Consider the following 21,369-nt stretch of genomic DNA (forward strand, 5'->3'; position numbering starts at 1 on the left):
GTCCCGGTCCGGGCCGCCGTCGCGCGTGAGCCCGGTAACCGCCGGCCCGGGGTGGCTGCCGATTCACCGTCCGACGCTGACACAATGGCGGCATCGTGACCGACACCTTTTCCGCCGGATCCGGCCGTCACCCGGCCGACGCGCCGGCCTCCGAGGCCCTGTTCGACCGCGCCCGCGCCATCGTGCCGGGCGGGGTGAACTCGCCCGTGCGCGCGTTCCGAGCCGTCGGCGGCACCCCGCGCTTCATGGTCCGGGGGGAGGGTCCCTGGCTCCATGACGCGGACGCCCGGCGCTACGTCGACCTGGTCTGCTCGTGGGGACCGTTGATCCTCGGGCACGCCCACCCGGAGGTGGTGGACGCCGTCCAGGCCGCCGCCGCCCGCGGCACCAGCTTCGGCACCCCCACCCCGGGTGAGGTGGAGTTGGCCGCCGAGATCGTCGGCCGTACCCCGGTCGAGCAGGTCCGGCTGGTCAACTCGGGCACCGAGGCCACCATGTCGGCGATCCGGCTGGCCCGGGGCTTCACCGGCCGCTCCAAGATCGTCAAGTTCGCGGGCTGCTACCACGGGCACGTCGACGCGCTGCTCGCCGCCGCCGGCTCCGGCGTGGCGACCCTCGGCCTGCCCGACTCGCCGGGCGTCACCGGCGCGGCGGCGAGCGAGACCATCGTGCTGCCGTACAACGACCTCGCCGCCGTCGAGGAGGCGTTCGCCGCCGAGGGTCAGCACATCGCCGCCGTGATCACCGAGGCGGCGGCCGGCAACATGGGCGTGATCGCCCCGCGCGACGGGTTCAACCAGCAGCTCGCCCGGATCGCCCACGCGCACGGCGCGCTGCTGATCGTCGACGAGGTGATGACCGGGTTCCGGGTCTCCCACTCTGGCTGGCACGGCCTCGAACCGGTCGACGCCGACCTGTGGACGTACGGGAAGGTCATGGGCGGCGGCCTGCCGGCGGCCGCGTTCGGCGGGCGCGCGGAGATCATGGCCCGGCTCGCCCCGGCCGGCCCGGTCTACCAGGCCGGCACGCTCTCGGGCAACCCGCTGGCCTGCGCCGCCGGGCTGGCCACGCTGCGGCTGGCCGACGAGGCGGTGTACCGGAAGCTCGACGACACGGCCGCCGTCGTGGGCAAGCTCGCCTCCGACGCGCTGGCCGCCGCCGGGGTCCCGCACCGGCTGTCGTACGCGGGCAACATGTTCTCGGTCTTCTTCACCGACGCCGAGGTGGTCGACTACGACAGCGCGCGGACGCAGGACGTCCCCGCGTTCACGGCGTTCTTCCACTCGATGCTCGCCAGCGGGGTGTATCTGCCGCCGAGCGCGTTCGAGGCGTGGTTCGTCTCGGCGGCGATCGACGACGCCGCTCTGGAGCAGATCGCCGCCGCGTTGCCGGTGGCGGCGAACGCGGCGGCAGCGGCGGGTCACGGGGGGTAGCGGCGGTGAGCAAGACGGTGGTCCACGTGCTGCGGCACGGCGAGGTGCACAACCCGGATCAGATCCTCTACGGCCGGCTGCCCGGCTTCCGCCTGTCGGAGCTGGGCGTGCAGATGGCCAAGGCGGCGGCCCAGGGCCTCGCCGAGCGGGACGTGGTGCACGTGGTGGCCAGCCCGCTGGAGCGTGCGCAGCAGACCGCCGAGCCGATCGCCGCCCAGTTCGGCCTGCCCGTCGGGGTGGACGAGCGGCTGATCGAGAGCGCCAACTGGTTCGAGGGCAAGAAGGTCTCCCCGGGCGACGGGTCGTTCCGCGACCCGCGCAACTGGTGGGTGCTGCGCGACCCCGTCACCCCGAGCTGGGGCGAGGCGTACCGGGCCATCGCCGAGCGCATGTTCGCCGCCCTGCACGCCGCCCGGGTCGCCGCCGAGGGGCGCGAGGCCGTGCTCGTCTCCCACCAGCTCCCCATCTGGACGCTGCGCCGGTACGTCGAGCGCAAGCGGCTCTGGCACGACCCCCGCAAGCGGCAGTGCGGCCTGGCCAGCCTCACCTCGTTCCACTTCGACGGTGCCAAGGTTGCCGGGATCGGCTACTCCGAGCCCGCCGCCCACCTGATCGCCATCTCGCCGACCGCGCGGACGGCCAAGGGGGCCTGACATGCGAGCCCGGAGGTGGATCGGGGGACTCCTCGCGGCCGTGGCGACCACGGCGGCGCTGGCCGGCTGCACCGGCGAGAGCCAGGAGCAGCGCTGCGCGACCCGCGACGGCGTCATCGAGTGCGCCCCCGACCAGCGCTCCGCCGCCCCGAAGCTGGCCGGTGAGCTGCTCACCGGCGGCGGCTACGACGTCGCCACGGCCCGCGGCCAGGTGGTCGTGCTCAACTTCTGGGGCTCCTGGTGCGCGCCCTGCCGGGCCGAGGCGGACGACCTGGAGGCCGTCCACCAGGCCACCAAGGGCTCCGGCGTGACCTTCCTCGGCATCAACGTGCAGGACAACCGGGACAAGGCCCTCGCGTTCGAGAAGGGCCGGGTCACCTACCCCAGCCTCTTCGACCCGCCGAGCCGGCTCGCCCTCGCCTTCGACATCTCGCCCACCACCATCCCCACCACGGTCCTGCTTGACCGCGACGGCCGGGTGGCCGTGGTGATCCGGTCGGCGGTCACCCGGGAGAAGCTGCAGCCGATCGTCGAGCGGATCGCCGCCGAGAAGCCGGCACCAGACGGTTCCCGCTGATGGGCGAGACCTTCCACGACCTCGCGCAGAGCGGCCCGCTGCTGCTGGCGGTCGGCGCGGCGGCGCTCGCCGGGCTGGTCAGCTTCCTCTCCCCGTGCGTCCTGCCACTGGTCCCCGGTTACCTCTCGTACGTCACCGGCCTGGCCGGCGCCGACCTGGAGGGCCGGGGGACGGGCCAGCCGGACGTGACGCCCGCCGGGGGCGGCGGCGTGGCGGTGCGCGAGGCGACCCGCGAGCGGGCCCGTACGGCGGCGGTCAAGGGCCGGGTGCTCGCCGGGACGCTGCTGTTCATCGGCGGCTTCACCGTCGTCTTCACCGCCACCGCGATCCTGTTCGCCAGCGTCGGCAAGGTTTTCATCCGCTACGAGCGGGCCCTGGAGATCGTCGTCGGCGCGCTGGTCGTCGTGCTCGGGCTGGCCTTCGTCGGGCTGATCCCCGGCCTGCAACGGGAGTTCCGCATCCACCGGCTGCCGTCCGCCGGCCTCGCCGGGGCGCCGGTCTTCGGCGCGGTCTTCGCGCTGAGCTGGATGCCCTGCACCGGCCCGACGCTCGGCGCGGTGCTCGGCATGGCCACGCCCGGCGGGCAGACCGACCGGGCCGTGGTGCTCGCGGTGGCGTACTGCCTCGGGCTGGGGATACCGTTCGTCGTCTTCGGGCTGGGCTTCCACCGCCTGCTCGGGGTGTTCCGCGCCGTCCGGCGCAACAGCCGCTGGGTCACCCGGGTCGGGGGCGTGCTGCTGATCCTCATCGGCCTCGCGCTGGTCACCGGCGGGTGGACCAACTTCGTGATCTGGTTGCAGACGACCGTCGGCGTGGGCGAGGTGAGCATCTGATGACGACCGTGGCGGACCGGCCCACCACGCCGGCCCCCGAGGCGCCCCGCCGCCGGCCCAACCCGGTGCTGACCCTGCTGCGCAACTCGTGGCGGCAGCTCACCAGCATGCGTACGGCGCTGATCCTGCTCTTCCTGCTCGCCGTCGCGGCCATCCCCGGCTCGGTGCTGCCGCAGCGCGGCGTCAACCCGGAGAAGGTCAACGAGTACTTCGTCGACCACCCCGACCTGGCCCCCCGGCTGGACCGGATCGGCGCGTTCGAGGTCTTCGGGTCGGTCTGGTTCTCCGCGATCTACCTGCTGCTGTTCACGTCCCTGATCGGCTGCATCGTGCCCCGGCTGCGCGACCACGTCCGCGCGTTGCGCGCGCAGCCGCCGGCCGCGCCGAGGCGCCTGGACCGGCTGCCCCAGCACGCCACGCTCGCCGTGGCCACCGACGCCGAGGCCATCGCCGCCGAGCTGCGCCGGCGCCGCTGGCGGGTCGTGGTACGCGGCACGGAGGTCTCCGCCGAGAAGGGGTACCTCAAGGAGACCGGCAATCTGCTCTTCCACGTCTCGCTGGTCGCGGTGCTGCTCGGGGTCGCGCTCGGCTCCTGGTACGGCTGGCACGGCAACCGCCTGCTGGTGGCCGGCGCGGAGAACGAGTTCTGCAACACCCGGCAGCAGTACGCCGAGGCCAAGCTCGGCCCCCGCGTCGACAGCGCCGACCTGCCCCCGTTCTGCCTGACGCTGGACCACTTCGACGCGCGGTTCCTGGAGTCCGGGCAGCCGGACTACTATCGGGCCACCGTCGACGTGACGGACAAGGACGGCAAGCCCATCCGGGCGGCGGCGTCGTTCTCGGTCAACGACCCGTTGCGCCTCGGCGACGCCAACGTCTACCTGCTCGGCCACGGGTACGCGCCGATCCTGCGCTACACCGACCGGTACGGCAACTCCCAGACCAGCGCGATCCCGTTCCTGACCACCGGGGACGCCACCCTCACCAGCGAGGGCGTGGCACCGTTCCCGGACGTCAACGTCGACCCGAAGACCGGCCAGCGCGATCCGAACCTCCAGGTCGCCTTCGAGGGGCTGTACCTGCCCACCGCGCCGCAGCAGGGGCCGTTCAACCGGTCGGAGTTCCCGACCGAGCGCAACCCGGCGGTGGTGCTGGTCGCGTACCGGGGGAACCTGGGCATGGACGCCGGCATCCCCGGCTCGGTGTACAAGCTCGACCAGCGCCAGGTCACCAACGGCAAGCTCAAGCAGGTCGGCAACAAGAAGCTGGCCGTCGGCGAGAAGTGGACGCTGGACGACGGCAGCGTGCTGGAGTTCCTCGGCACCAAGCCGTACGTCACCCTGTCGGTGCGGTACGACCCCGGCTCCACGCTGCTGCTGGCCAGCTCGGCGGTGTTGCTGATCGGCCTGATGGGCGCCCTGTTCGGCAGGCGCCGCCGGGTCTGGTTCCGGGTGACGCCCGCCCCGGCGGGCGACGCCGGCGACCCCGCCGGCGGATCTCCGACGAGCGGTAGTAGCTTGGTGGAGGCCGGTGGCCTGCCGCGCACCGACTATCCCGGGTTCGCCGACGAGTTCGCGCAGCTCGTCGCCGCCGTGCGCGGCGACGGGGAGCCGGCCGGGCGGCCCGACGCCGGGCGCCCCGCCGGGACGCGAGAAGGAGCCGAGTGATGTCCGCACTCTCCGACCACCTGGTCACGTTCGCGACCCTGGCGTACCTGGTCGCGATGATCTGCCACGCCGTCGAGTACGCCCTGGGTGACGCCCGGGCCCGCCTCGCCGCCCCGGCCGCCGCGCCCGCGCGCGAGCTGGTCGGCGCCGGGGTCGGCGGCTCCGGCGGCGTCGTCAAGGCCCCGCCGAGCCGGTCGCGCCCGCTGCCCCGGCCGACCGCCCGGCGCGGCGGGCCCGGCTGGCCGGCCTCCTCGGAGTCGGGGTCACCGCGCTCGCCGCGGCGCTGCACCTGGCGGCCACGGCCACCCGCGGGATGGCCGCCGGCCGGATGCCGTGGGGCAACATGTACGAGTACGTGCTCACGGTCTCGTTCATCGGGGTCGCCGCGTGGCTCGTCGTGCTCTGGAAGCGCCCCTCGCTGCGCCGGCTGGGGCTTTTCCTCACCCTCGTCATGGTGCTGCTGTTGGCGTTCGCCGAGCTGAAGCTCTACGTCGAGGTGGTGCCGCTGATGCCGGCGCTGCAGTCGTACTGGTTCGTCGTCCACGTCTCGACGATCATCTTCGCCTCCGGCGTCTTCCTGCTGGGCGTGGTGCCGGCCGTCGCGTTCCTCATGCGCAACGGGTACGAGCAGGGCAGGCGCAGCTTCCCGTACACCCTGGCCCGGCGGCTGCCGGCGGCGGCCGGCCTGGAGCGGCTGACCTTCGCGCTGCACGCCTTCTCGTTCCCGCTGTTCACCTTCGCGGTGATCGCCGGGGCCATCTGGGCGGAGGCCGCGTGGGGCCGGCCGTGGGGCTGGGACCCGAAGGAGACCTGGGCGTTCATTTCGTGGGTGGTGTACGCCGGCTACCTGCACGCCCGGGCCACCCCGAGCGTGCGGCGCAACGTCGCCACCTGGATCGCGGTGCTCGGATTCCTCACCATGCTGATGAACCTGTTCGGCGTGAACTTCTTCTTCACCGGCCTGCACTCGTACGCCGGGGTCAACTGAGCACATAGGCCGACGCAGGGCCGAGGTACAGTTTTCTGTACACGCGCCACGGAGGTGACCATGCGGACCGTGAACTTCACCCAGCTACGTCAGAACCTGGCCGCCGAGCTCGACAGCGTCATCAACGACGCGGAGGAAGTCGTGGTGACCCGGTCGGGCCACGAGCCGGTCGTCATCGTCCCCCTCGCCGAGTACGAGGCGATGAAGGAGACCGAGTATCTCCTCCGTAACCCGAGCAACGCCGCGGCGCTGCGCCGGTCGATCGCGGAACTCGGGCGAGGCGACGCCGAGGAGCGGGAACTCATGGACCCGGCCTCGGTTCGTGATGTCGCGTGAGGCTGGTCTTCACGCCGACGGCATGGAGCCAGTACCTCAGTCACACCGACCGTAAGTTGGTCAAACGGATCAACGATCTCATTGCCGACGTCATGCGTAACGGCTACGAGGGCATCGGCAAGCCGGAACCGCTTCGCGGGGAGTTGTCGGGCTTCTGGTCCAGGCGGATCGATCGCGAGCACCGGCTGGTGTACCGGATAAACAACGCCGGGGTGCCGACGTCTGGCGCCGGTCCCGGCGCCGGTACGACAGCGCCGTGCTCGGGCCCACGTTCGAGGAGATCGTCCGCCAGTGGGCTCTTCAATTCGCCGATCCCGAACTCCTCGGCGGGATCGTGGCGGAGGCGAGCGCGGCGACGCTGACCGACCCGTCCAGTCGTACCAGCCACGAGCTGGACCTGGTCGCGCTCGGTGAGCCGCCCTTCGGTGACGGGGCACGCCCGGTGCTCGCGATCGGCGAGGTCAAGTGGGGGCGGACGCTGGGCCGGCCCGACCTGGAGCGCCTGGCGCGGGTGCGCGACCTGCTGGCGGGGCGGGCGGGAGTCGACGCGTCGGACGCCCGCCTGCTGCTGGCCAGCGCGACCGGCTTCACCGAGGAGTTGGCGCGGACGGCCGACGGCCGGCGGGACGTGGTGCTGGTGGACGCCGCCCGCCTGTACGCGGACTGAGGCGGGCCGGGTCACACCACCCGGCTTGGCTCGCCGGACGGCCGGTGGGGGAGACTGGCAGGCATGGCGGCTCGTGGCTTCCCGTACACCGATCTCAAGGACTTCCTCGCGGCGCTGGAGCGGGCGGGGGAGCTGCGGCGGGTGAGCGTCCCGGTCGACCCGACGCTGGAGATCAGCGAGATCGTGACCCGGACGGTGCGGGCCGGCGGGCCGGCGCTGCTGTTCGAGCGCCCCACCCGGGGCGAGATGCCGGTGGCGGTCAACCTCTTCGGCACCGAGAAGCGGATGGCGATGGCGCTCGGCGTCGACTCGCTGGACGAGATCGGCCAGCGGATCGGCGCGCTGGTCAAGCCGGAGCTGCCGGTCGGCTGGTCGGGCATCCGCGAGGGCCTCGGCAAGGTGCTCCAGCTCAAGTCCGTGCCGCCGCGCAAGGTGAGGACCGCCCCCTGCCAGCAGGTGGTCTACCGGGGCGACGACGTCGACCTGAACCGGCTGCCCGGCCTCCAGGTGTGGCCCGGCGACGGCGGGGTCTTCCACAACTTCGGGCTGACCCACACCAAGCACCCGGAGACCGGCAAGCGCAACCTCGGCCTGTACCGGCTCCAGCAGCACTCCCGCAACACCCTCGGGATGCACTGGCAGATCCACAAGGACTCCACCGCGCACCACGCGGTCGCCGAGCGGCTGGGGCAGCGGCTGCCGGTCGCGGTGGCGATCGGCTGCGACCCCGTCGTCTCGTACGCGGCCAGCGCGCCGCTGCCCAGCGACATCGACGAGTACCTGTTCGCCGGGTTCCTGCGCGGCGAGCGGGTGGAAATGGTGGACTGCCTGACCGTCCCGCTCCAGGTGCCGGCGCACGCCCAGGTGGTGCTGGAGGGCTACCTGGAGCCCGGGGAGCGGCTGCCCGAGGGGCCGTTCGGGGACCACACCGGCTTCTACACCCCCGTCGAGCCGTTCCCCGTGCTGCACGTCGAGGCGATGACCATGCAGCGCGACCCGGTCTACCACTCGATCGTCACCTCGAAGCCGCCGCAGGAGGACCACGGCCTCGGCAAGGCCACCGAGCGGATCTTCCAGCCGCTGCTCAAGCTGCTGATCCCGGACATCGTCGACTACGATCTGCCGGCCGCCGGAGTGTTCCACAACTGCGCGATCGTGTCGATCCGCAAGCGGTACCCGAAGCACGCCCAGAAGGTGATGAACGCGATCTGGGGCGCCCACCTCATGTCGCTGACCAAGCTGATCGTGGTCGTCGACGAGGACTGCGACGTGCACGACTACCACGAGGTCGCCTTCCGCGCGTTCGGCAACGTCGACTACGCCCGGGACCTGCTGCTCACCGAGGGGCCCGTCGACCACCTCGACCACTCGTCGTACCAGCAGTTCTGGGGCGGCAAGGCGGGCGTCGACGCCACCCGGAAGCTGCCGGAGGAGGGCTACACCCGGGGCTGGCCGGAGGAGATGACCATGTCGCCGGAGGTCGTCTCCCTGGTCGACAAACGCTGGAAGGAGTACGGGATCCGATGACCGCGGTGCTGGAGCCCGTCGAACGCCCGGGCCGGGTGAAATCGTTCCTCCGGCTGGTCGCGATCGAGCACTCGGTCTTCGCGCTGCCGTTCGCGTACCTGTCGGCGCTGACCGCGATGCAGGTCCACGGCGGGCGGGTGCGCTGGCTGGACCTGCTGCTGATCACCGTGGCGATGGTCGGGGCGCGGACGTTCGCGATGGCCGCCAACCGCATCCTCGACCGGCGGATCGACGCCCGGAACCCGCGTACCGCGAACCGGGAACTGGTCACCGGCGCGGTGAGCGTGCGGACGGCCTGGACCGGCGCGGCCGTCGCGCTGGTCGTCTTCCTGGCCGCCGCCGCCCTGCTCAACCCGCTCTGCCTGGTGCTCGCGCCGCTGGCGGTGGTGCCGCTGGTCGTCTACCCGTACGGCAAGCGGTTCACCAACTGGCCGCACGCCATCCTGGCGGTCGCCCAGGCGGTCGGCCCGGTCGGCGCCTGGCTCGCGGTCACCGGCACCCTCGACGGCTCGGGGCCGGCGTGGCTGCTCGGCGCGGCCGTCGGCCTGTGGATCGGCGGCTTCGACCTGATCTACGCCTGCCAGGACGCCGACGTCGACCGGAAGATCGGCGTGCACAGCGTCCCGGCCCGGTACGGGCTGCGCTTCGCCCTGCACGCCTCCACCGTCGCGCACGTGGTGACGTTCGCGCTGTTCATCTGGTTCGGCGCGCTGATCGGGTTCGGCTGGCTCTGGTGGATCGGGCTGGCGCTGACGGCCGTCGCGTTCGGCTACCAGCACCTGGTGGTCAGCCCGACCGACCTGGGCCGCGTCAACCGGGCGTTCTTCACCGCCAACGGGTTCGTCGGCATCGCGCTGTTCGTCTTCGCCCTGCTCGACCTGGTCGTCCGCCTCGGCCTGCGCCCCTGACCCGCGCCCCTCACCGCACCGCGTAGCGGGCGCTCTCCAGGGTCCAGTCGACGGTGCCCCGGACGGCGTCGGCCACCCCGTCGAGGTGGGCGGCGACGGCCTCGTCCAGCCCCGGGCCGAACGACGGCACCGCCGCGCGCAGCGCCACGAACTGGCTCATCGTCGCCCGCCAGCGCTCGGCGGCCAGGTCGACCGCCTCGGTTACCGGGACGCCCCGCTCGGCGGCCAGCGCCAGGACCAGGTTGTGCCCGCCCGCGGTGGCCCGGTCCCGCTCCAGCGAGGCGATGTCGTTGTACCAGGAGAGCAGGTCGTTGCCGGCGTCGGCGAGCCGGAGTAGCGCCGGGTGGTGGTAGACCGCGTCGGGCAGCGGTCGGCCGCTGACGAACTCGATCAGCGGGTACGCCACGTACGCCGCCGAGGTGGCGCGGCGCAGCTCGACGTACCCGGCCACGTCCGGCGGCCGGCCGGCCGCCTTCTCCAGCGCCTCCCGCCACGCGCCGTGCAGGTGGTGGCCGACCGCGGCGGCGAACCGCAGCCGCCAGCGGACGGGCATCCGGCGGCGCGGCTCCCGCCAGGCCCGCACCAGCAGCCGGCGCAGCGGGCCCGTGAGCCCCGGATGGCGGGCCCGGGGACCCTCCCGCAGCACCGAGAGTGCCCCGTCGCGCAGCGCGCGGATCTGACCGGGGGTCAGCCGGCCCGGCCCGTCACAGGCGTCGTCGACGAGGAAGAACCAGGTGAACAGGGCGGCCAGCGAGCGCAGGTCCGGCTCGGTTGCCCTCGGGTAGAGCCGGCCGGCGTACCGGGCGAAGGCGGCGCGGGACAGCCGGTCCAGGGCCGGGCGGTCCAGCGGCAGGCCGAGGCCGGGCAACTGCCCGTCGAGCCACCGCTGCACCCCGTCGGCGTGCGGCGACAGCCGAGGCGGGATCGGGCATTCGGAGCGTAGCGACCAGAGGACCGCGTGAATCATTTTCCGATTCCTCCCCGTGTGGGCGCGCTTGCCCCGAAAGCATGGCAGGTCGGCCCGGCGCGTGAGCGGCCGGGCTGTGTGTGTGTATGTATGGGGGGCGCTCGTCGCCGGCCCCGCTCGACCAGGCAGGCTGGACCGTATGCGCGAACCATGGGTGGTGGGGGTCTCCGGGGCCTCGGGTACGCCGTACGCGGCGGCGGTCATCCGCGGGCTGCTCGACGCGGGCGAACCCGTGGACCTGATCGTCTCCCGGGCCGCCCGCCTGACCATCCTCGACGAAACCGGACGGGGCTTCCGCGACGGGCACTGGGCGGACGACCTGGCGGCCTGGCTCGGGCGCGACCTGTCCGGCGACGACCTGCGGCACTGGCCCGCCGGTGATCTCGCCGCCGGCCCCAGCAGCGGCTCCTACCGGGTGCGCGGCATGGCGGTCGTCCCGGCGAGCACGGCGGCCTGCGCCGGCATCGCCATCGGGCTCTCGAAGGATCTGTTGCAGCGCGCGGCGGAGGTCAACCTCAAGGAGCGCCGGCCGGTGGTGGTGGTGCCACGCGAGACGCCCGTGACCCGCAGCCACCTGGAGCACCTGATCGCCCTGCTCGACGCCGGGGCGGTGGTGCTGCCCGCCAGTCCCGGATTCTACGGCGCCGGGGCGTCCGCCTCGGCCCAGCAGCTCGTCGACTTCGTGGCGGGCAAGGTGCTCGACGCGCTGGGCGTCCCGCACACCCTGTTCCGGCGCTGGGCCGGCGAGCTGGGCGCGGACCGCGCCTGACCCGGCGCGGGGTCCGCACGCGGATCGGGTGGCCGGCACGCGGACCGGACGTACCGGTCCGCGCCCCGTGTGGTTCACCCGGTCAGTACATCCCGGCGTTGGCCGGGCCGGCTCCCGGGCCCGGCGAGGTGGCCGGGCCGGCGTTGCGGGGCCTGCCCATGTCGTCGGACTCCTCCAGCATGCCCTCCCCCTCGAGCAGGGCCCGCACCTCGGATTCCCGGAATCGACGATGCCCGCCTGGAGTCCGGATGCTGCCTATCCGGCCGGCCGCCGCCCACCTGGTCACGGTCTTCGGATCCACCCGGAACAGCGCGGCGACCTCACCCGGTGTCAGCAGGCGATCTCCAGTGTCCACAGCCCCCTCCTCGCGTCGACGAAGCCCCCGGCTGAACACACTGCCCCCGGCTGGTGCGAGCCCAGAGCCGTCATGAGGGACGTATGGCAATTACAGCACCAGCGACCTGGCCTGTCCGCCAAACGCGAAAAACGCACTGAGTGGGAAGTTAGTCAATGGTACTGGCGCGGTTCCCTCTTCACTCGGGGTCTGCGGACTCTCACCTTCTGCTCTCTGCAACGTGAGCCGGACGCCGAACGTTACGCCCGAACGACTAGGGTCACAGGACGTGGACGCCATCGACCGGAGCCTCGTGGAGCTGCTGCGCGGCAACGCCCGACTCTCCTACGCCGAGTTGGCCCGCCAGGTCGGCCTGTCCGCCCCCGCGGTGCACGAGCGCGTCGGCAAGCTGGAGTCCAGCGGGGTGATCCGGGCGTACCGGGCCGAGGTGGAGCCCGAGGCGATCGGCCTGGGCGTGACCGCGCTGATCGGCATCGTCGAGGACTCCGGCGGGGACACCGACGACGTGCTGGAGACGTTCCGGCGGATGCCGGAGATCGAGTCCTGTTACTTCATGGCCGGCGTCGAGTCGTTCCTGCTCAAGGCCCGGGTGGGCACGATCGCCGAGCTCGAGCAGCTGATCGTACGGCTGAACCGGACGCCCGGGGTGGCCTCCACCCGGACGGGGATCGCGCTGTCGACGAAGTGGGAGAACCGCCCGCAGCCGATCGAGCCGCCCTCGGCCTGACGGGCGCGTGCTCCAGGGTCACCGTGCGCCGATGAGGACGACAGGGCGGGGCGCGGCCGTGGTCACCGGGGCCGCCGGCGGGCTCGGCCGCGGGATCGCCGCCGCGCTGCACGCCGACGGGTGGCAGGTGCTCCTCACCGACCTGGACGCCGACGCCGTGGCGGCCGTGGCCGCGCCGCTCGGCGGCTGGTCCCGGGCGCTGGACGTGCGGGACGAGGCCGCCTGCGTCGAGGTCGCCGCGGCGGCTGCGGGCCGGGTGGCCGGCGGGCTCGGGCTCTGGGTGAACAACGCCGGCGTCCTGACCACCGGGCCCGCCTGGACGCACGACGCGTCGACCCGGCGGCGGCTCGTGGAGGTGAACGCGCTCGGCGCCATGACCGGGACCCTCGCCGCCCTGGCCGCGCGGGCGGCGCGGCAGGCCCGCCGGGCCCGACCGGACACGAGCCCACCTCGCTTGTAACGTTGCCGGCGTGACTCATCTCGACCGGTGCGACGAGGCCAGCCGGACGTGGGTGACCGAGGCGATCGCCGCGGTCGAGGCCGACGCCAACCGGTCCGCCGACACCCACCTGCTGCCGTTCCCGCTGCCGCGGGAGTGGGGCATCGACCTCTACCTCAAGGACGAGTCGGTGCACCCGACCGGGTCGCTGAAGCACCGGCTGGCCCGCTCGCTGTTCCTGTACGGGCTCTGCAACGGCTGGATCGGCCCGGGTACGACGATCGTCGAGGCGTCCTCCGGTTCGACGGCGGTCTCCGAGGCGTACTTCGCCCGGATGCTCGGGCTGCCGTTCATCGCGGTCATGCCGGCGTCCACGTCGCCCGAGAAGATCGCCCAGATCGAGTTCCAGGGCGGGCGCTGCCACCTGGTCGACGACCCGGCCAAGGTGGTGGTCGAGGCGCGCTGGCTGGCCGAGGACTCGGGCGGCCGCTTCATGGACCAGTTCACGTACGCCGAGCGGGCCACCGACTGGCGGGGCAACAACAACATCGCCGAGTCGATCTACGCGCAGCTCGCGCTGGAGCGGCACCCCGTACCGGCGTGGATCGTGGTCGGCGCGGGCACGGGCGGCACCAGCGCCACCATCGGCCGCTACACCCGGTACCGTCGGCTGCCGACCAAGCTCTGCGTGGTCGACCCGGAGAACTCGGCGTTCTACCCGGCGTGGCAGGCCGGCGACTGGTCGGTGCGCACCGGCCAGGGCTCCCGGATCGAGGGGATCGGCCGGCCCGGCGTGGAGCTGTCCTTCCTGCCCAGCGTGGTGGACCGGATGGTCCAGGTGCCGGACGCCGCGTCGCTGGCCGCCATGCGGGCCGGCTCCGGCCTGCTCGGACGGCGGGTCGGCGGCTCCACCGGCACCAACCTCTGGGGCGCGTTCGGCCTCATCGCCGGGATGCTCGCCGAGGGCCGTACCGGCTCGGTGGTCACCCTGATCTGCGACCCCGGCGACCGGTACGCCGACACGTACTACGACGACCGTTGGGTGGCCGAGCAGGGCCTCGACCTCGCCCCGCACCTGGCCACGATCGACCGCTTCCTCGTCACCGGCGCCTGGCCGGCGGGATAGGGCGTCAGCGGGGGGCGACGCGCTCGGCGAGGCCGGGGTAGCGGACCACCCAGCCGTCCGCGTCGACGTCGAGGTCGGCGGTGAACGTGTCGCTGGCGAAGCGGATCCGGCCCGGGCCGAGGGCCGTGTAGACCTGCTCGGCGGCGACCACCGTCAGGCTGGGCACCAGCACCCACGCCACGGTGACCCGGCGGGCCGTCTCCGGCGTCGCCGAGACGAGCCCGAGCCGGCGTACCGGCAGGATGTTGAACAGCACCGAACCGCCGAGGTCGACGTCGACGGCGTCGACCAGCCGGCCCGGGTCGTCGGCGCCCGGCAGCCCGGCCGGGGGATGCCCGGCGGCGCGCAGCGCCGCGTCCAGGTCGCCCTGCTCCGACGCGGTCGCCCGCCATCGGCCGTCGCCCGCCTCCAGCCGTACGCCCCGCTGCCAGCCCGCGCCCTCCGCCTCCACCTCCACCCGCGTGGTGACCCAGTCGGGGCCGGTCGTGAGCTGGTAGCGGCACGTGTAGGGGATCGGGTCGACGGCGAGCGCGACACCCCGCGCCCGCAGCCCGCCGCGGTCGTCGAGCACCGCGTGTTCGGCACCGGCGGTGTCCGTCCGGGTCCAGAGGATCGACTTCGGCAAGGTCGCCATGGACCGGACGTTACGCCATCCGTCGGGCACCGGCCGCACATGCGAGGACGCCGCCGCGGAGCGCGGGCTCCGCGGCGGCGTTCCAGGTGTCGTCCGGGATCAGTGGGTACGCGCCGGCGGCCGTCCGCCGAACCCGCGCCGGTCCTCCCGCGGCCGGTCGTCGCGGCCGCGCCCCTCCGGGCGGAAGCCGCCCCGTCGGTCGCCGGTACGCGGGTCGCCGCCCCGCTCGCCCCGCTCCGTGAAGCGCCGCTCGCCCTGCGGGCGGTCGCCGAAGCGCCCCTCGCCCTGCGGGCGGTCGCCGAAACGCCCCTCGCCCTGCGGGCGGTCGCCGAAACGCCGCTCGCCCTGCGGGCGGTCGCCGAAACGCCCCTCGCCCCGCGCGTCCCGATCCGCGTAGCGTCCCTCGCCCCGTGGCCGGTCGCCGAAACGGCGCTCGCGGTCGGCGAAGCGGCGCTCATCGCGGTCACCGGGGTGGCGTTCGTCGCGGCTGCCGTGGCGCGCCTCGCCGCGGCCGTCCCGGTCCGCGTACCGCCGCTCGCCCCGCCCGTCCCGCTCGAAGCGGCGCGGGCCGGACGGGCGGTCGCCGGACCGGCGCGGGGCCGGCGGCTCGTCGCGCACCGGGACGCCGCTGGGCTCGCGGGCGCCGGTCAGCTCGGCCAGCGCCGGGTCGCCGGCCCGGACCTGGGTCTGCGCCGGCTCGACACCGGCCTTCTCCAGCATCGCGAGGGTGGTCCGCCGCTGCTTGGGCAGCACCAGCGTGGCCACCGCCCCGGACTCGCCGGCCCGGGCGGTACGCCCCGCGCGGTGCAGGTAGTCCTTCGGGTCCTTCGGCGGGTCCACGTGCAGCACCAGGGAGACCCCGTCGACGTGGATGCCCCGGGCCGCCACGTCGGTGGCGACCAGCACGTTCATCCGGCCCTCGCGGAACTCGGCGAGGGTGCGGGTACGCATCCGCTGGGTCTTGCCGCCGTGCAGGCCGCCGGCCCGTACACCGACCGCGGCGAGCTGCTGGACCAGCCGGTCCACCCCGAGCTGGGTACGGGCGAAGAGCATGGTCCGGCCGTCCCGGGCCGCGATGGACGCCGCGACGGCGAACTTGTCGTGCGGGGGGATCAGCAGCAGGTGGTGATCCATGGTGGACACCGCGGCGGTCGGCGGCGCGGTCGAGTGGGTCACCGGGTCGGTCATGAACCGCTTGACCAGCGTGTCGACGTCACCGTCCAGGGTGGCCGAGAACAGCAGCCGCTGGGCGTCGGCCGGGGTCTTCGCCAGCAGCTCGGTGACCTCCGGCAGGAAGCCCATGTCGGCCATCTGGTCCGCCTCGTCGAGCACCGTCACCTCGACGTCGTCCAGCCGGCAGACGCCCCGGGCGATGAGGTCGGCCAGCCGCCCCGGCGTGGCCACGACGATCTCCACGCCCCGGTTGAGCGCGTCGATCTGCCGGTCGTACGGCACGCCGCCCACGGCCGTCTTCAGGAACACGCCGACCGCCTTGCCGAGCGGCATGAGCGCGTCGTTGACCTGCATGGCCAGCTCCCGGGTGGGCACCAGTACCAGGGCCTTCGGGTGCAGCGGGCGGGCCCGCCCGCCGTCGGCGACCCGGGCGATCACCGGCAGGCCGAAGGCGAGGGTCTTGCCGGAGCCGGTCTGACCCCGGCCGAGGACGTCCCGCCCGGCCAGGGCGTCCGGGACGGTGGCCCGTTGGATCGGGAACGGGGTGGTGATGCCCTGCCGGTCGAGCGCCCGGACCAGCGGCCTGGGCAGCCCGAGCCCGGCGAAGTCGACGTCGGCTTCGGCTTCGGTCGTCGCGTCGGCCTCGTCGACCTGGGCCGCGCCGGTCGGGGCGTCCACGGCCTCGGCGGGGGCGGTGTCGGCGTTCTCCCCGGTCGGGGCGTCGAAAACGGACGGGAACGTGCTGGGATCAGCAAAGGTGGTCAAGAAATGCCTTTCGAGCGGGGCGCATCTTCGCGATGGCCTGTCGCAGCTGAACGCCGCCGAATCGCCCGCAAGACCGCCCATGGGCGCGCGTTGCGCGCGCCAGGTCAGTGATCACTACAAGTGTACGGCGGCGCGGCGAACCCGCCACTGCACCGTCGGGCGGTAGTGGGCGGGCTCACCTCCCGGTCGGGCCGGCGTCAGCTGTCGAGCAGGCCGCCCATCAGGCCGTTCATCGCGTCCCCCGCCAGCAGCACGACGAGCAGCCCGATCGCGACCAGGACGGCCAGCGACGCCACGAGGACGATCACCACCTTCCTGGTGCTGGACCGGGGCGTGGGGGAGTCCGACCAGCCCTGCGCCAGGATGTGCCCCGTCAGCGAGCCGGAGGTCTCCAGCGACCCGCCGGGCGGGAGGGCGACCGTGGCGAACCCGGGGCCGTCCGTGCCGTAGGCGGCGCTGGCCAGGTCCACGGTCCCCGGGTCCGGGCGGCCTCCGGAACCCCAGGCGGGCGCGCGGCTCCCCGGCGCCCCGCCGCTCGGGCTGGTGGGCGTCGTCGACCAGGCGACGGTGGGCGAGGCGCCGTACGTCGTTGGCGTGGGGGTGGCGGGGGCCGCGTCGGGCGCGGGGTCGTGCGGGGTGGGCGGGCTGGTGGGCGTCGACCAGGCGACGGTGGGCGAGGCGCCGTACGTCGTTGGCGTGGGGTGGCGGGGCCGCGTCGGGCGCGGGGTCGTGCCGGGTCGCCGGGCTGGTGGGCGGCGGCCAGGACGGCAGCGCGGGCGCCGGAACGACCGGCGGCGGGGCGGCCGGCGCCTGCGCCGACGCGGTCATCGGCGGCGGCGGGAACGGCGGCGCCGGCCTCGGCGCGGGCGGCGGTGGAGCCGGCGGCACCGGCGGCGCGGGCGGCGGGCTGGGCGGACCGGGAACCGGCGGCGGGCTGGGCGGACCGGGAACCGGCGGCGGGCTCGGCGGCACCGGGCCGGGGCCGGGCGGCGGGAGCGGCCCGGGCCGGGCGGCTGCGGGCCGGGTGCCGGCGGCGTGGGCTGGGGCCGCGGCGGGGCCGGCGCAGGCGGTACGGGACCCGGTACGGGCGGCGTCGGTGGCACGGGCGGAACGGGACCGGGCACGGGCGGCGTGGGCGACGGCGGGTGCGGTCCCGGTACGGGCGGGAGGGGCGCCGGGGCGGGCTCCGGTTCCGGGGTGGGCGGCACGGGCGGCTCGGCGGGCTCCGGTGGCCGGGCCGGCTCCGGCGGTTCCGGGTTCACCGGGGCGGACCGGTACACCTTGGCACCGCCGGTCACCGGTCCGGCGGCCGCGTCCGCCCCGGGTGTGGCGACGCGCAGGCCCGGCACGGAGGCGCTGGCCCGGGCCGCACCGGCCGCCCCGGTTCGTTGGCCCGGCACGACGGAGGCCGGCGGTGCGCTCGCCGGGCTGGCGGGGCCCGCGGGTGCCGCCGGACCGCCGGCAGCGGCGGCTCCGCCGCCCAGGGTCGCGCCCGGCGCGCCCGCACGGTACGTCGTGCCGGTTCCGCCCCTGGCCGGCAGCGCCGCCCCCGCCGGGGGCGCGGTGACGGTGGCGACGCTGGCCCGGGCCCGGGCGGCGGTCGCACGCCCGGCCGGCTCGGCCCGGCCGTCGTCGGACGCGTCCGCGCTCAGCGGGCCGTCAGCGAGCGGGGCTTCGGCCGGGTCGGCCGTACGGTCGGCGGGGCCGGAGTCGGCCGTCCGCGCCGGAACGTCTTGCTCGCCCATGGTCGCCCTCCGTGCCCGCACTCGCCCCGCCGGCCACGGCGTGAGGCCGCGGGGTTCTCCGTGTCACGGTGCCACATCCCGGCCCGGCCGCACAGCCGGAGTGGACGGTTGCGGCAGGCCGACCGCGGCTCAGGCGTCCGGCGATCCGCTGGCGCTCGCCGCCGGGCTGCTCGCCTTCGCCGACTTCGACGGGTCACCGGACGACGACGCGGCCGGCGAACCCGCCGACGAAGTGGACGGCTGGCCGCTCGGGGCCCCCGTGGTGGTCGTCGGCTCGGGGGTCGCCGAGCCCGTGGGCGTGGGAGTGGGCGTCGGGGTCGTCGGCTTCGGCGTGACGCTGGGCGTCGGGGTCGGGGTCGTCGGCTTCGGCGTGACGCTGGGGGTGGGGTCGGCTTCGGCGTCGGCGGCTTGGTCGTCGGCGTGGGGCGGGCGTGGGCGGGGCGGGCACGGCCCCGACGACCCGGGTGGCGGCGTACATCCGGGACCAGGCGACCTGGGAGATCTTCACGCGCTGGCCGGTGGTGGGGGCCTGCACCATCTTGCCGCCGCCGAGGTACATGCCCATGTGATAGATCGTCGTCCAGCTGCTGCCCGAGGCGAAGAAGATCAGGTCGCCGGGGAGCATGGCGTCGCGGCTCACGGCGCGGGCGCGGGTGGCGTAGTACTGGTCGCGGGAGACCCGGGGCAGCCCGTAGTAGCCCGCCGACCGGTACGCCGCGTACACCAGGCCGGAGCAGTCGAACGTGTCGGGGCCCTCGGCGGCCCACTCGTACCAGTCGCCGAGCTGGGCCAGGGCGTAGCGGACCGCGCCCAGCGCGGTGGGGTGCGCGACGAGGCCGTTGGCGCTCTGCCCCTGGACGTACGACGCGCCGAGCCGCTGCTCGACCGCCTCCTGCTGGCGCTCCAGCTCGATCAGCTGCTCGGCGTTGTCCTTGCGCAGCTTGAGCAGCTTCGTCTCCTGCTCGTGGAGCGACTTCTCCACGGCGGTGTACTGCTCACGGACGGTGCGCATCCGCGGGTCGGCGGCTGTCCACGCCTGGTACGCGATCTGCTCGGCGGCGCGGGCCCGGCTCAGCTCGCCGGCGGCGGCGGTGGTCGCCCCGTCGGTCTGCTCGCCCCGGCTGAGCTGCCGGAGCAGGGAGAGGTCGCGCAGGTCCCGGGCGAACTCGCCGGGCGGCAGCGCGGCGGCGGCCTTCAGCGCGGCGGCCGCGGCGCGGTCGGCGCCCTCCTGCGCGCGGGCCAGGTTGTCGCGGGCGGTCTTCAGGTCACGGTCGGCGGTGGCGAACTGGGCCTCCGCGTCGGCGCGTTGCTGGCGCAGCCCGAGCAGTTGGTCGCCGAGGAGGCCGACCTGGGTCTCGGCGGCGGCGATGGCCGCGGCGAGCGGGCCGTTGCCGAGCGGCGCCACGGGGGAGGTCGGACCCGGCGTGCCGGTCAGTCCACCTGGGCCGGTCGCGCCGGGCAGCCGCAGGCCGCCGGCTGCCACGGGGCGGGAGCCGGTGTCGGGAACGACGTTGGGCAGCGGCGGTTCGGCGTACGCGGGGGCCGCGATCGCCGCCGCGGCGACCGCGCTGAGCAGCGCGGACCAGAGCGCCGGCCGGAGCACCGGGGAGATCAGTGGACGCCACCGTCGTTGCCGTTGTCGTCCCTGCCCGCTCTGCGCCATTCCGCTCCCCGTCCGGCGTGGTTCGGCCGCGCCCGTGGGGCGCGGTGGGGCACCGCGAAGTGGCCCGCCCCAACCTGTCTTACCGTACGGACGCAGCGATGTCGATGCGCGGAGGGTAACGACCGGCTGAGAGTACCGGTGAGGTACGTCGCTGCGGCCGACCGGGCGGCGGGCCTGTCGGCCATCCGACGTAGGCTCGAACCGGACCGCAGGTGGAAGGGACGTGGCTTTCGATGGACGCCGGACTCAAGCGCGAGCTCGAAGCGAAGGTGCACGCGGGGGAGCGGCTGACCCGCGAGGACGGGATCGCCCTCTACTCGAGCGACGACCTGACCTGGCTGGGCCGGCTGGCCCACCACCGGCGCACCGAGCTGAACGGCGACCGGGTCATGTTCAACGTCAACCGGCACCTGAACCTGACCAACGTCTGCTCCGCGTCGTGCGCGTACTGCTCCTTCCAGCGGAAGCCGGGCGAGAAGGACGCCTACACGATGCGCATCGACGAGGCGGTCCGCAAGGCCAAGGAGATGGAGGACGAGCAGCTCACCGAGCTGCACATCGTGAACGGCCTGCACCCGACGCTGCCCTGGCGCTACTACCCGAAGGTGCTGCGCGAGCTGAAGGCGGCGCTGCCGAACGTCAGGCTCAAGGCGTTCACCGCGACCGAGGTGCAGTGGTTCGAGAAGATCAGCGGCCTGCCGGCCGACGCGATCCTCGACGAGCTGATGGACGCCGGCCTGGAGTCGCTGACGGGCGGCGGCGCGGAGATCTTCGACTGGGAGGTTCGCCAGCACATCGTCGACCACGCCTGCCACTGGGAGGACTGGTCGCGCATCCACCGGCTGGCGCACTCCAAGGGCATGAAGACGCCGTCCACCATGCTCTACGGCCACATCGAGGAGCCCCGGCACCGGGTCGACCACGTGCTGCGGCTGCGCGAGCTGCAGGACGAGACGGGCGGTTTCGTGGTCTTCATCCCCCTGCGCTACCAGCACGACTTCGTCGACTCGGCGGACGGCAAGATCCGTAACCGGATCCAGGCCCGCACGACGATGGCCTCGCCGGCCGAGTCGCTGAAGACGTTCGCGGTCTCCCGGCTGCTGTTCGACAACGTCCCGCACGTGAAGTGCTTCTGGGTGATGCACGGCCTGTCGGTGGCCCAGCTCTCGCTGAACTTCGGCGTGGACGACCTGGACGGCTCGGTCGTGGAATACAAGATCACCCACGACGCCGACTCGTACGGCACCCCGAGCACCATGCACCGGGACGACCTGCTGCACCTGATCTGGGACGCCGGCTTCCGGCCGGTGGAGCGCAACACCCGCTACGAGGTCGTCCGGGAGTACGACGCCGCCCCGTCGCTCGCCGAGCGGCGCGCCGAGCCGCAGCAGGTCTGGGCCTGAGCCGGTCCGACGAG

Annotated in this window: 20 protein-coding genes and 2 pseudogenes; 16 read left to right on the forward strand and 6 right to left on the reverse strand. The window is 74.2% G+C overall.

Features of this window, described 5'->3' with window-relative positions:
* Positions 1-95 precede the first annotated feature (95 nt).
* From hemL to mqnP, 11 genes and pseudogenes are all read left to right on the forward strand, one after another.
* Positions 96-1,433, forward strand: a complete 1,338-nt coding sequence (hemL, locus tag JD77_RS13780) for a glutamate-1-semialdehyde 2,1-aminomutase (protein ID WP_145774746.1) — start codon at positions 96-98, stop codon at positions 1,431-1,433.
* A gap of 5 nt (positions 1,434-1,438) precedes the next feature.
* The gene (locus tag JD77_RS13785) at positions 1,439-2,086 is read left to right on the forward strand and encodes a histidine phosphatase family protein (protein ID WP_145774747.1); all 648 of its coding nucleotides are present in this window, start codon (positions 1,439-1,441) and stop codon (positions 2,084-2,086) included.
* 1 nt (position 2,087) lies between these two features.
* Positions 2,088-2,663, forward strand: a complete 576-nt coding sequence (locus JD77_RS13790) for a TlpA family protein disulfide reductase (protein ID WP_145774748.1) — start codon at positions 2,088-2,090, stop codon at positions 2,661-2,663.
* Entirely contained in the window at positions 2,663-3,496 is an 834-nt protein-coding gene (locus JD77_RS13795) for a cytochrome c biogenesis CcdA family protein (RefSeq protein WP_145774749.1), read from the forward strand. The genes JD77_RS13790 and JD77_RS13795 overlap by 1 nt, the downstream gene beginning before the upstream one ends.
* Positions 3,496-5,163, forward strand: a complete 1,668-nt coding sequence (resB, locus tag JD77_RS13800) for a cytochrome c biogenesis protein ResB (RefSeq protein ID WP_145774750.1) — start codon at positions 3,496-3,498, stop codon at positions 5,161-5,163. Before JD77_RS13795 ends, resB begins: the two co-directional genes overlap by 1 nt.
* Positions 5,163-6,151, forward strand: a pseudogene (gene ccsB, locus JD77_RS13805) (c-type cytochrome biogenesis protein CcsB). The gene resB and the pseudogene ccsB overlap by 1 nt, the downstream one beginning before the upstream one ends.
* A gap of 60 nt (positions 6,152-6,211) precedes the next feature.
* The gene (locus tag JD77_RS13810) at positions 6,212-6,487 is read left to right on the forward strand and encodes a type II toxin-antitoxin system Phd/YefM family antitoxin (RefSeq protein WP_145774751.1); all 276 of its coding nucleotides are present in this window, start codon (positions 6,212-6,214) and stop codon (positions 6,485-6,487) included.
* Positions 6,484-6,849, forward strand: a complete 366-nt coding sequence (locus tag JD77_RS35485) for a Txe/YoeB family addiction module toxin (RefSeq protein WP_145774752.1) — start codon at positions 6,484-6,486, stop codon at positions 6,847-6,849. The genes JD77_RS13810 and JD77_RS35485 overlap by 4 nt, the downstream gene beginning before the upstream one ends.
* Positions 6,744-7,154, forward strand: a complete 411-nt coding sequence (locus tag JD77_RS13820; RefSeq protein WP_145774753.1) for a hypothetical protein — start codon at positions 6,744-6,746, stop codon at positions 7,152-7,154. The genes JD77_RS35485 and JD77_RS13820 overlap by 106 nt, the downstream gene beginning before the upstream one ends.
* Before the next feature lie 63 nt (positions 7,155-7,217).
* A complete protein-coding gene (locus JD77_RS13825) occupies positions 7,218-8,681 on the forward strand; it encodes a menaquinone biosynthesis decarboxylase (RefSeq protein ID WP_145774754.1) in 1,464 nt (487 codons plus the stop codon).
* Positions 8,678-9,589, forward strand: coding sequence for a menaquinone biosynthesis prenyltransferase MqnP (gene mqnP, locus JD77_RS13830; RefSeq protein ID WP_145774755.1), 912 nt, complete (start codon positions 8,678-8,680; stop codon positions 9,587-9,589). Before JD77_RS13825 ends, mqnP begins: the two co-directional genes overlap by 4 nt.
* A 10-nt stretch (positions 9,590-9,599) precedes the next feature.
* On the opposite strand, the gene JD77_RS13835 is transcribed toward mqnP, so the two are convergent.
* On the reverse strand, positions 9,600-10,556 hold the full coding sequence (locus tag JD77_RS13835; protein ID WP_145774756.1) for a terpene synthase family protein: 957 nt from the start codon (positions 10,554-10,556) through the stop codon (positions 9,600-9,602).
* A gap of 139 nt (positions 10,557-10,695) precedes the next feature.
* Between JD77_RS13835 and JD77_RS13840 the strand changes: the two genes are divergently transcribed.
* Entirely contained in the window at positions 10,696-11,325 is a 630-nt protein-coding gene (locus JD77_RS13840) for a UbiX family flavin prenyltransferase (protein WP_145774757.1), read from the forward strand.
* An 82-nt stretch (positions 11,326-11,407) separates the two neighbouring features.
* Here JD77_RS13840 and JD77_RS13845 read toward each other — a convergent pair whose 3' ends face one another.
* Entirely contained in the window at positions 11,408-11,680 is a 273-nt protein-coding gene (locus tag JD77_RS13845; RefSeq protein ID WP_145774758.1) for a BldC family transcriptional regulator, read from the reverse strand.
* Between the two features lie 268 nt (positions 11,681-11,948).
* Between JD77_RS13845 and JD77_RS13850 the strand changes: the two genes are divergently transcribed.
* Genes JD77_RS13850 through cds1 form a run of 3 tightly spaced genes read left to right on the forward strand, consistent with a single transcriptional unit; the run spans position 11,949 to position 13,972 of the window.
* Complete coding sequence (locus JD77_RS13850; RefSeq protein ID WP_145774759.1) at positions 11,949-12,407, forward strand: Lrp/AsnC family transcriptional regulator; 459 nt, start codon at positions 11,949-11,951, stop codon at positions 12,405-12,407.
* A 31-nt stretch (positions 12,408-12,438) separates the two neighbouring features.
* Complete coding sequence (locus JD77_RS13855; RefSeq protein WP_145774760.1) at positions 12,439-12,867, forward strand: SDR family NAD(P)-dependent oxidoreductase; 429 nt, start codon at positions 12,439-12,441, stop codon at positions 12,865-12,867.
* A 10-nt stretch (positions 12,868-12,877) separates the two neighbouring features.
* Positions 12,878-13,972, forward strand: coding sequence for an L-cysteine desulfhydrase Cds1 (gene cds1 / locus JD77_RS13860; RefSeq protein WP_145774761.1), 1,095 nt, complete (start codon positions 12,878-12,880; stop codon positions 13,970-13,972).
* A 4-nt stretch (positions 13,973-13,976) separates the two neighbouring features.
* Here cds1 and JD77_RS13865 read toward each other — a convergent pair whose 3' ends face one another.
* From JD77_RS13865 to JD77_RS13880, 4 genes and pseudogenes are all read right to left on the reverse strand, one after another.
* Positions 13,977-14,606, reverse strand: coding sequence for a putative glycolipid-binding domain-containing protein (locus tag JD77_RS13865; protein WP_211372558.1), 630 nt, complete (start codon positions 14,604-14,606; stop codon positions 13,977-13,979).
* 99 nt (positions 14,607-14,705) lie between these two features.
* The gene (locus JD77_RS13870; protein ID WP_145774762.1) at positions 14,706-16,544 is read right to left on the reverse strand and encodes a DEAD/DEAH box helicase; all 1,839 of its coding nucleotides are present in this window, start codon (positions 16,542-16,544) and stop codon (positions 14,706-14,708) included.
* Positions 16,545-16,741: 197 nt separating this feature from the next.
* Positions 16,742-17,014, reverse strand: a complete 273-nt coding sequence (locus JD77_RS13875) for a hypothetical protein (protein ID WP_246140656.1) — start codon at positions 17,012-17,014, stop codon at positions 16,742-16,744.
* A 1,404-nt stretch (positions 17,015-18,418) separates the two neighbouring features.
* Positions 18,419-19,952, reverse strand: a pseudogene (locus tag JD77_RS13880) (C40 family peptidase).
* A gap of 233 nt (positions 19,953-20,185) precedes the next feature.
* On the opposite strand from JD77_RS13880, the gene mqnE reads away from it, so the two are divergent.
* Entirely contained in the window at positions 20,186-21,355 is a 1,170-nt protein-coding gene (gene mqnE / locus JD77_RS13885; RefSeq protein WP_145774763.1) for an aminofutalosine synthase MqnE, read from the forward strand.
* The last annotated feature ends 14 nt before the right edge of the window (positions 21,356-21,369 follow it).

Source organism: Micromonospora olivasterospora (genome assembly GCF_007830265.1).
Taxonomy (GTDB): Bacteria; Actinomycetota; Actinomycetes; order Mycobacteriales; family Micromonosporaceae; genus Micromonospora; species Micromonospora olivasterospora.

Coding starts and splice junctions, on each gene's coding strand:
- JD77_RS13790 (WP_145774748.1), top strand. CDS start 2,088: ATGCGAGCCCGGAGGTGGATCGGGGGACTCCTCGCGGCCGTGGCGACC.
- JD77_RS13795 (WP_145774749.1), top strand. CDS start 2,663: ATGGGCGAGACCTTCCACGACCTCGCGCAGAGCGGCCCGCTGCTGCTG.
- resB (WP_145774750.1), top strand. CDS start 3,496: ATGACGACCGTGGCGGACCGGCCCACCACGCCGGCCCCCGAGGCGCCC.
- JD77_RS13810 (WP_145774751.1), top strand. CDS start 6,212: ATGCGGACCGTGAACTTCACCCAGCTACGTCAGAACCTGGCCGCCGAG.
- JD77_RS13825 (WP_145774754.1), top strand. CDS start 7,218: ATGGCGGCTCGTGGCTTCCCGTACACCGATCTCAAGGACTTCCTCGCG.
- mqnP (WP_145774755.1), top strand. CDS start 8,678: ATGACCGCGGTGCTGGAGCCCGTCGAACGCCCGGGCCGGGTGAAATCG.
- JD77_RS13835 (WP_145774756.1), bottom strand. CDS start 10,556: ATGATTCACGCGGTCCTCTGGTCGCTACGCTCCGAATGCCCGATCCCG.
- JD77_RS13840 (WP_145774757.1), top strand. CDS start 10,696: ATGCGCGAACCATGGGTGGTGGGGGTCTCCGGGGCCTCGGGTACGCCG.
- JD77_RS13855 (WP_145774760.1), top strand. CDS start 12,439: ATGAGGACGACAGGGCGGGGCGCGGCCGTGGTCACCGGGGCCGCCGGC.
- JD77_RS13865 (WP_211372558.1), bottom strand. CDS start 14,606: ATGGCGACCTTGCCGAAGTCGATCCTCTGGACCCGGACGGACACCGCC.
- mqnE (WP_145774763.1), top strand. CDS start 20,186: ATGGACGCCGGACTCAAGCGCGAGCTCGAAGCGAAGGTGCACGCGGGG.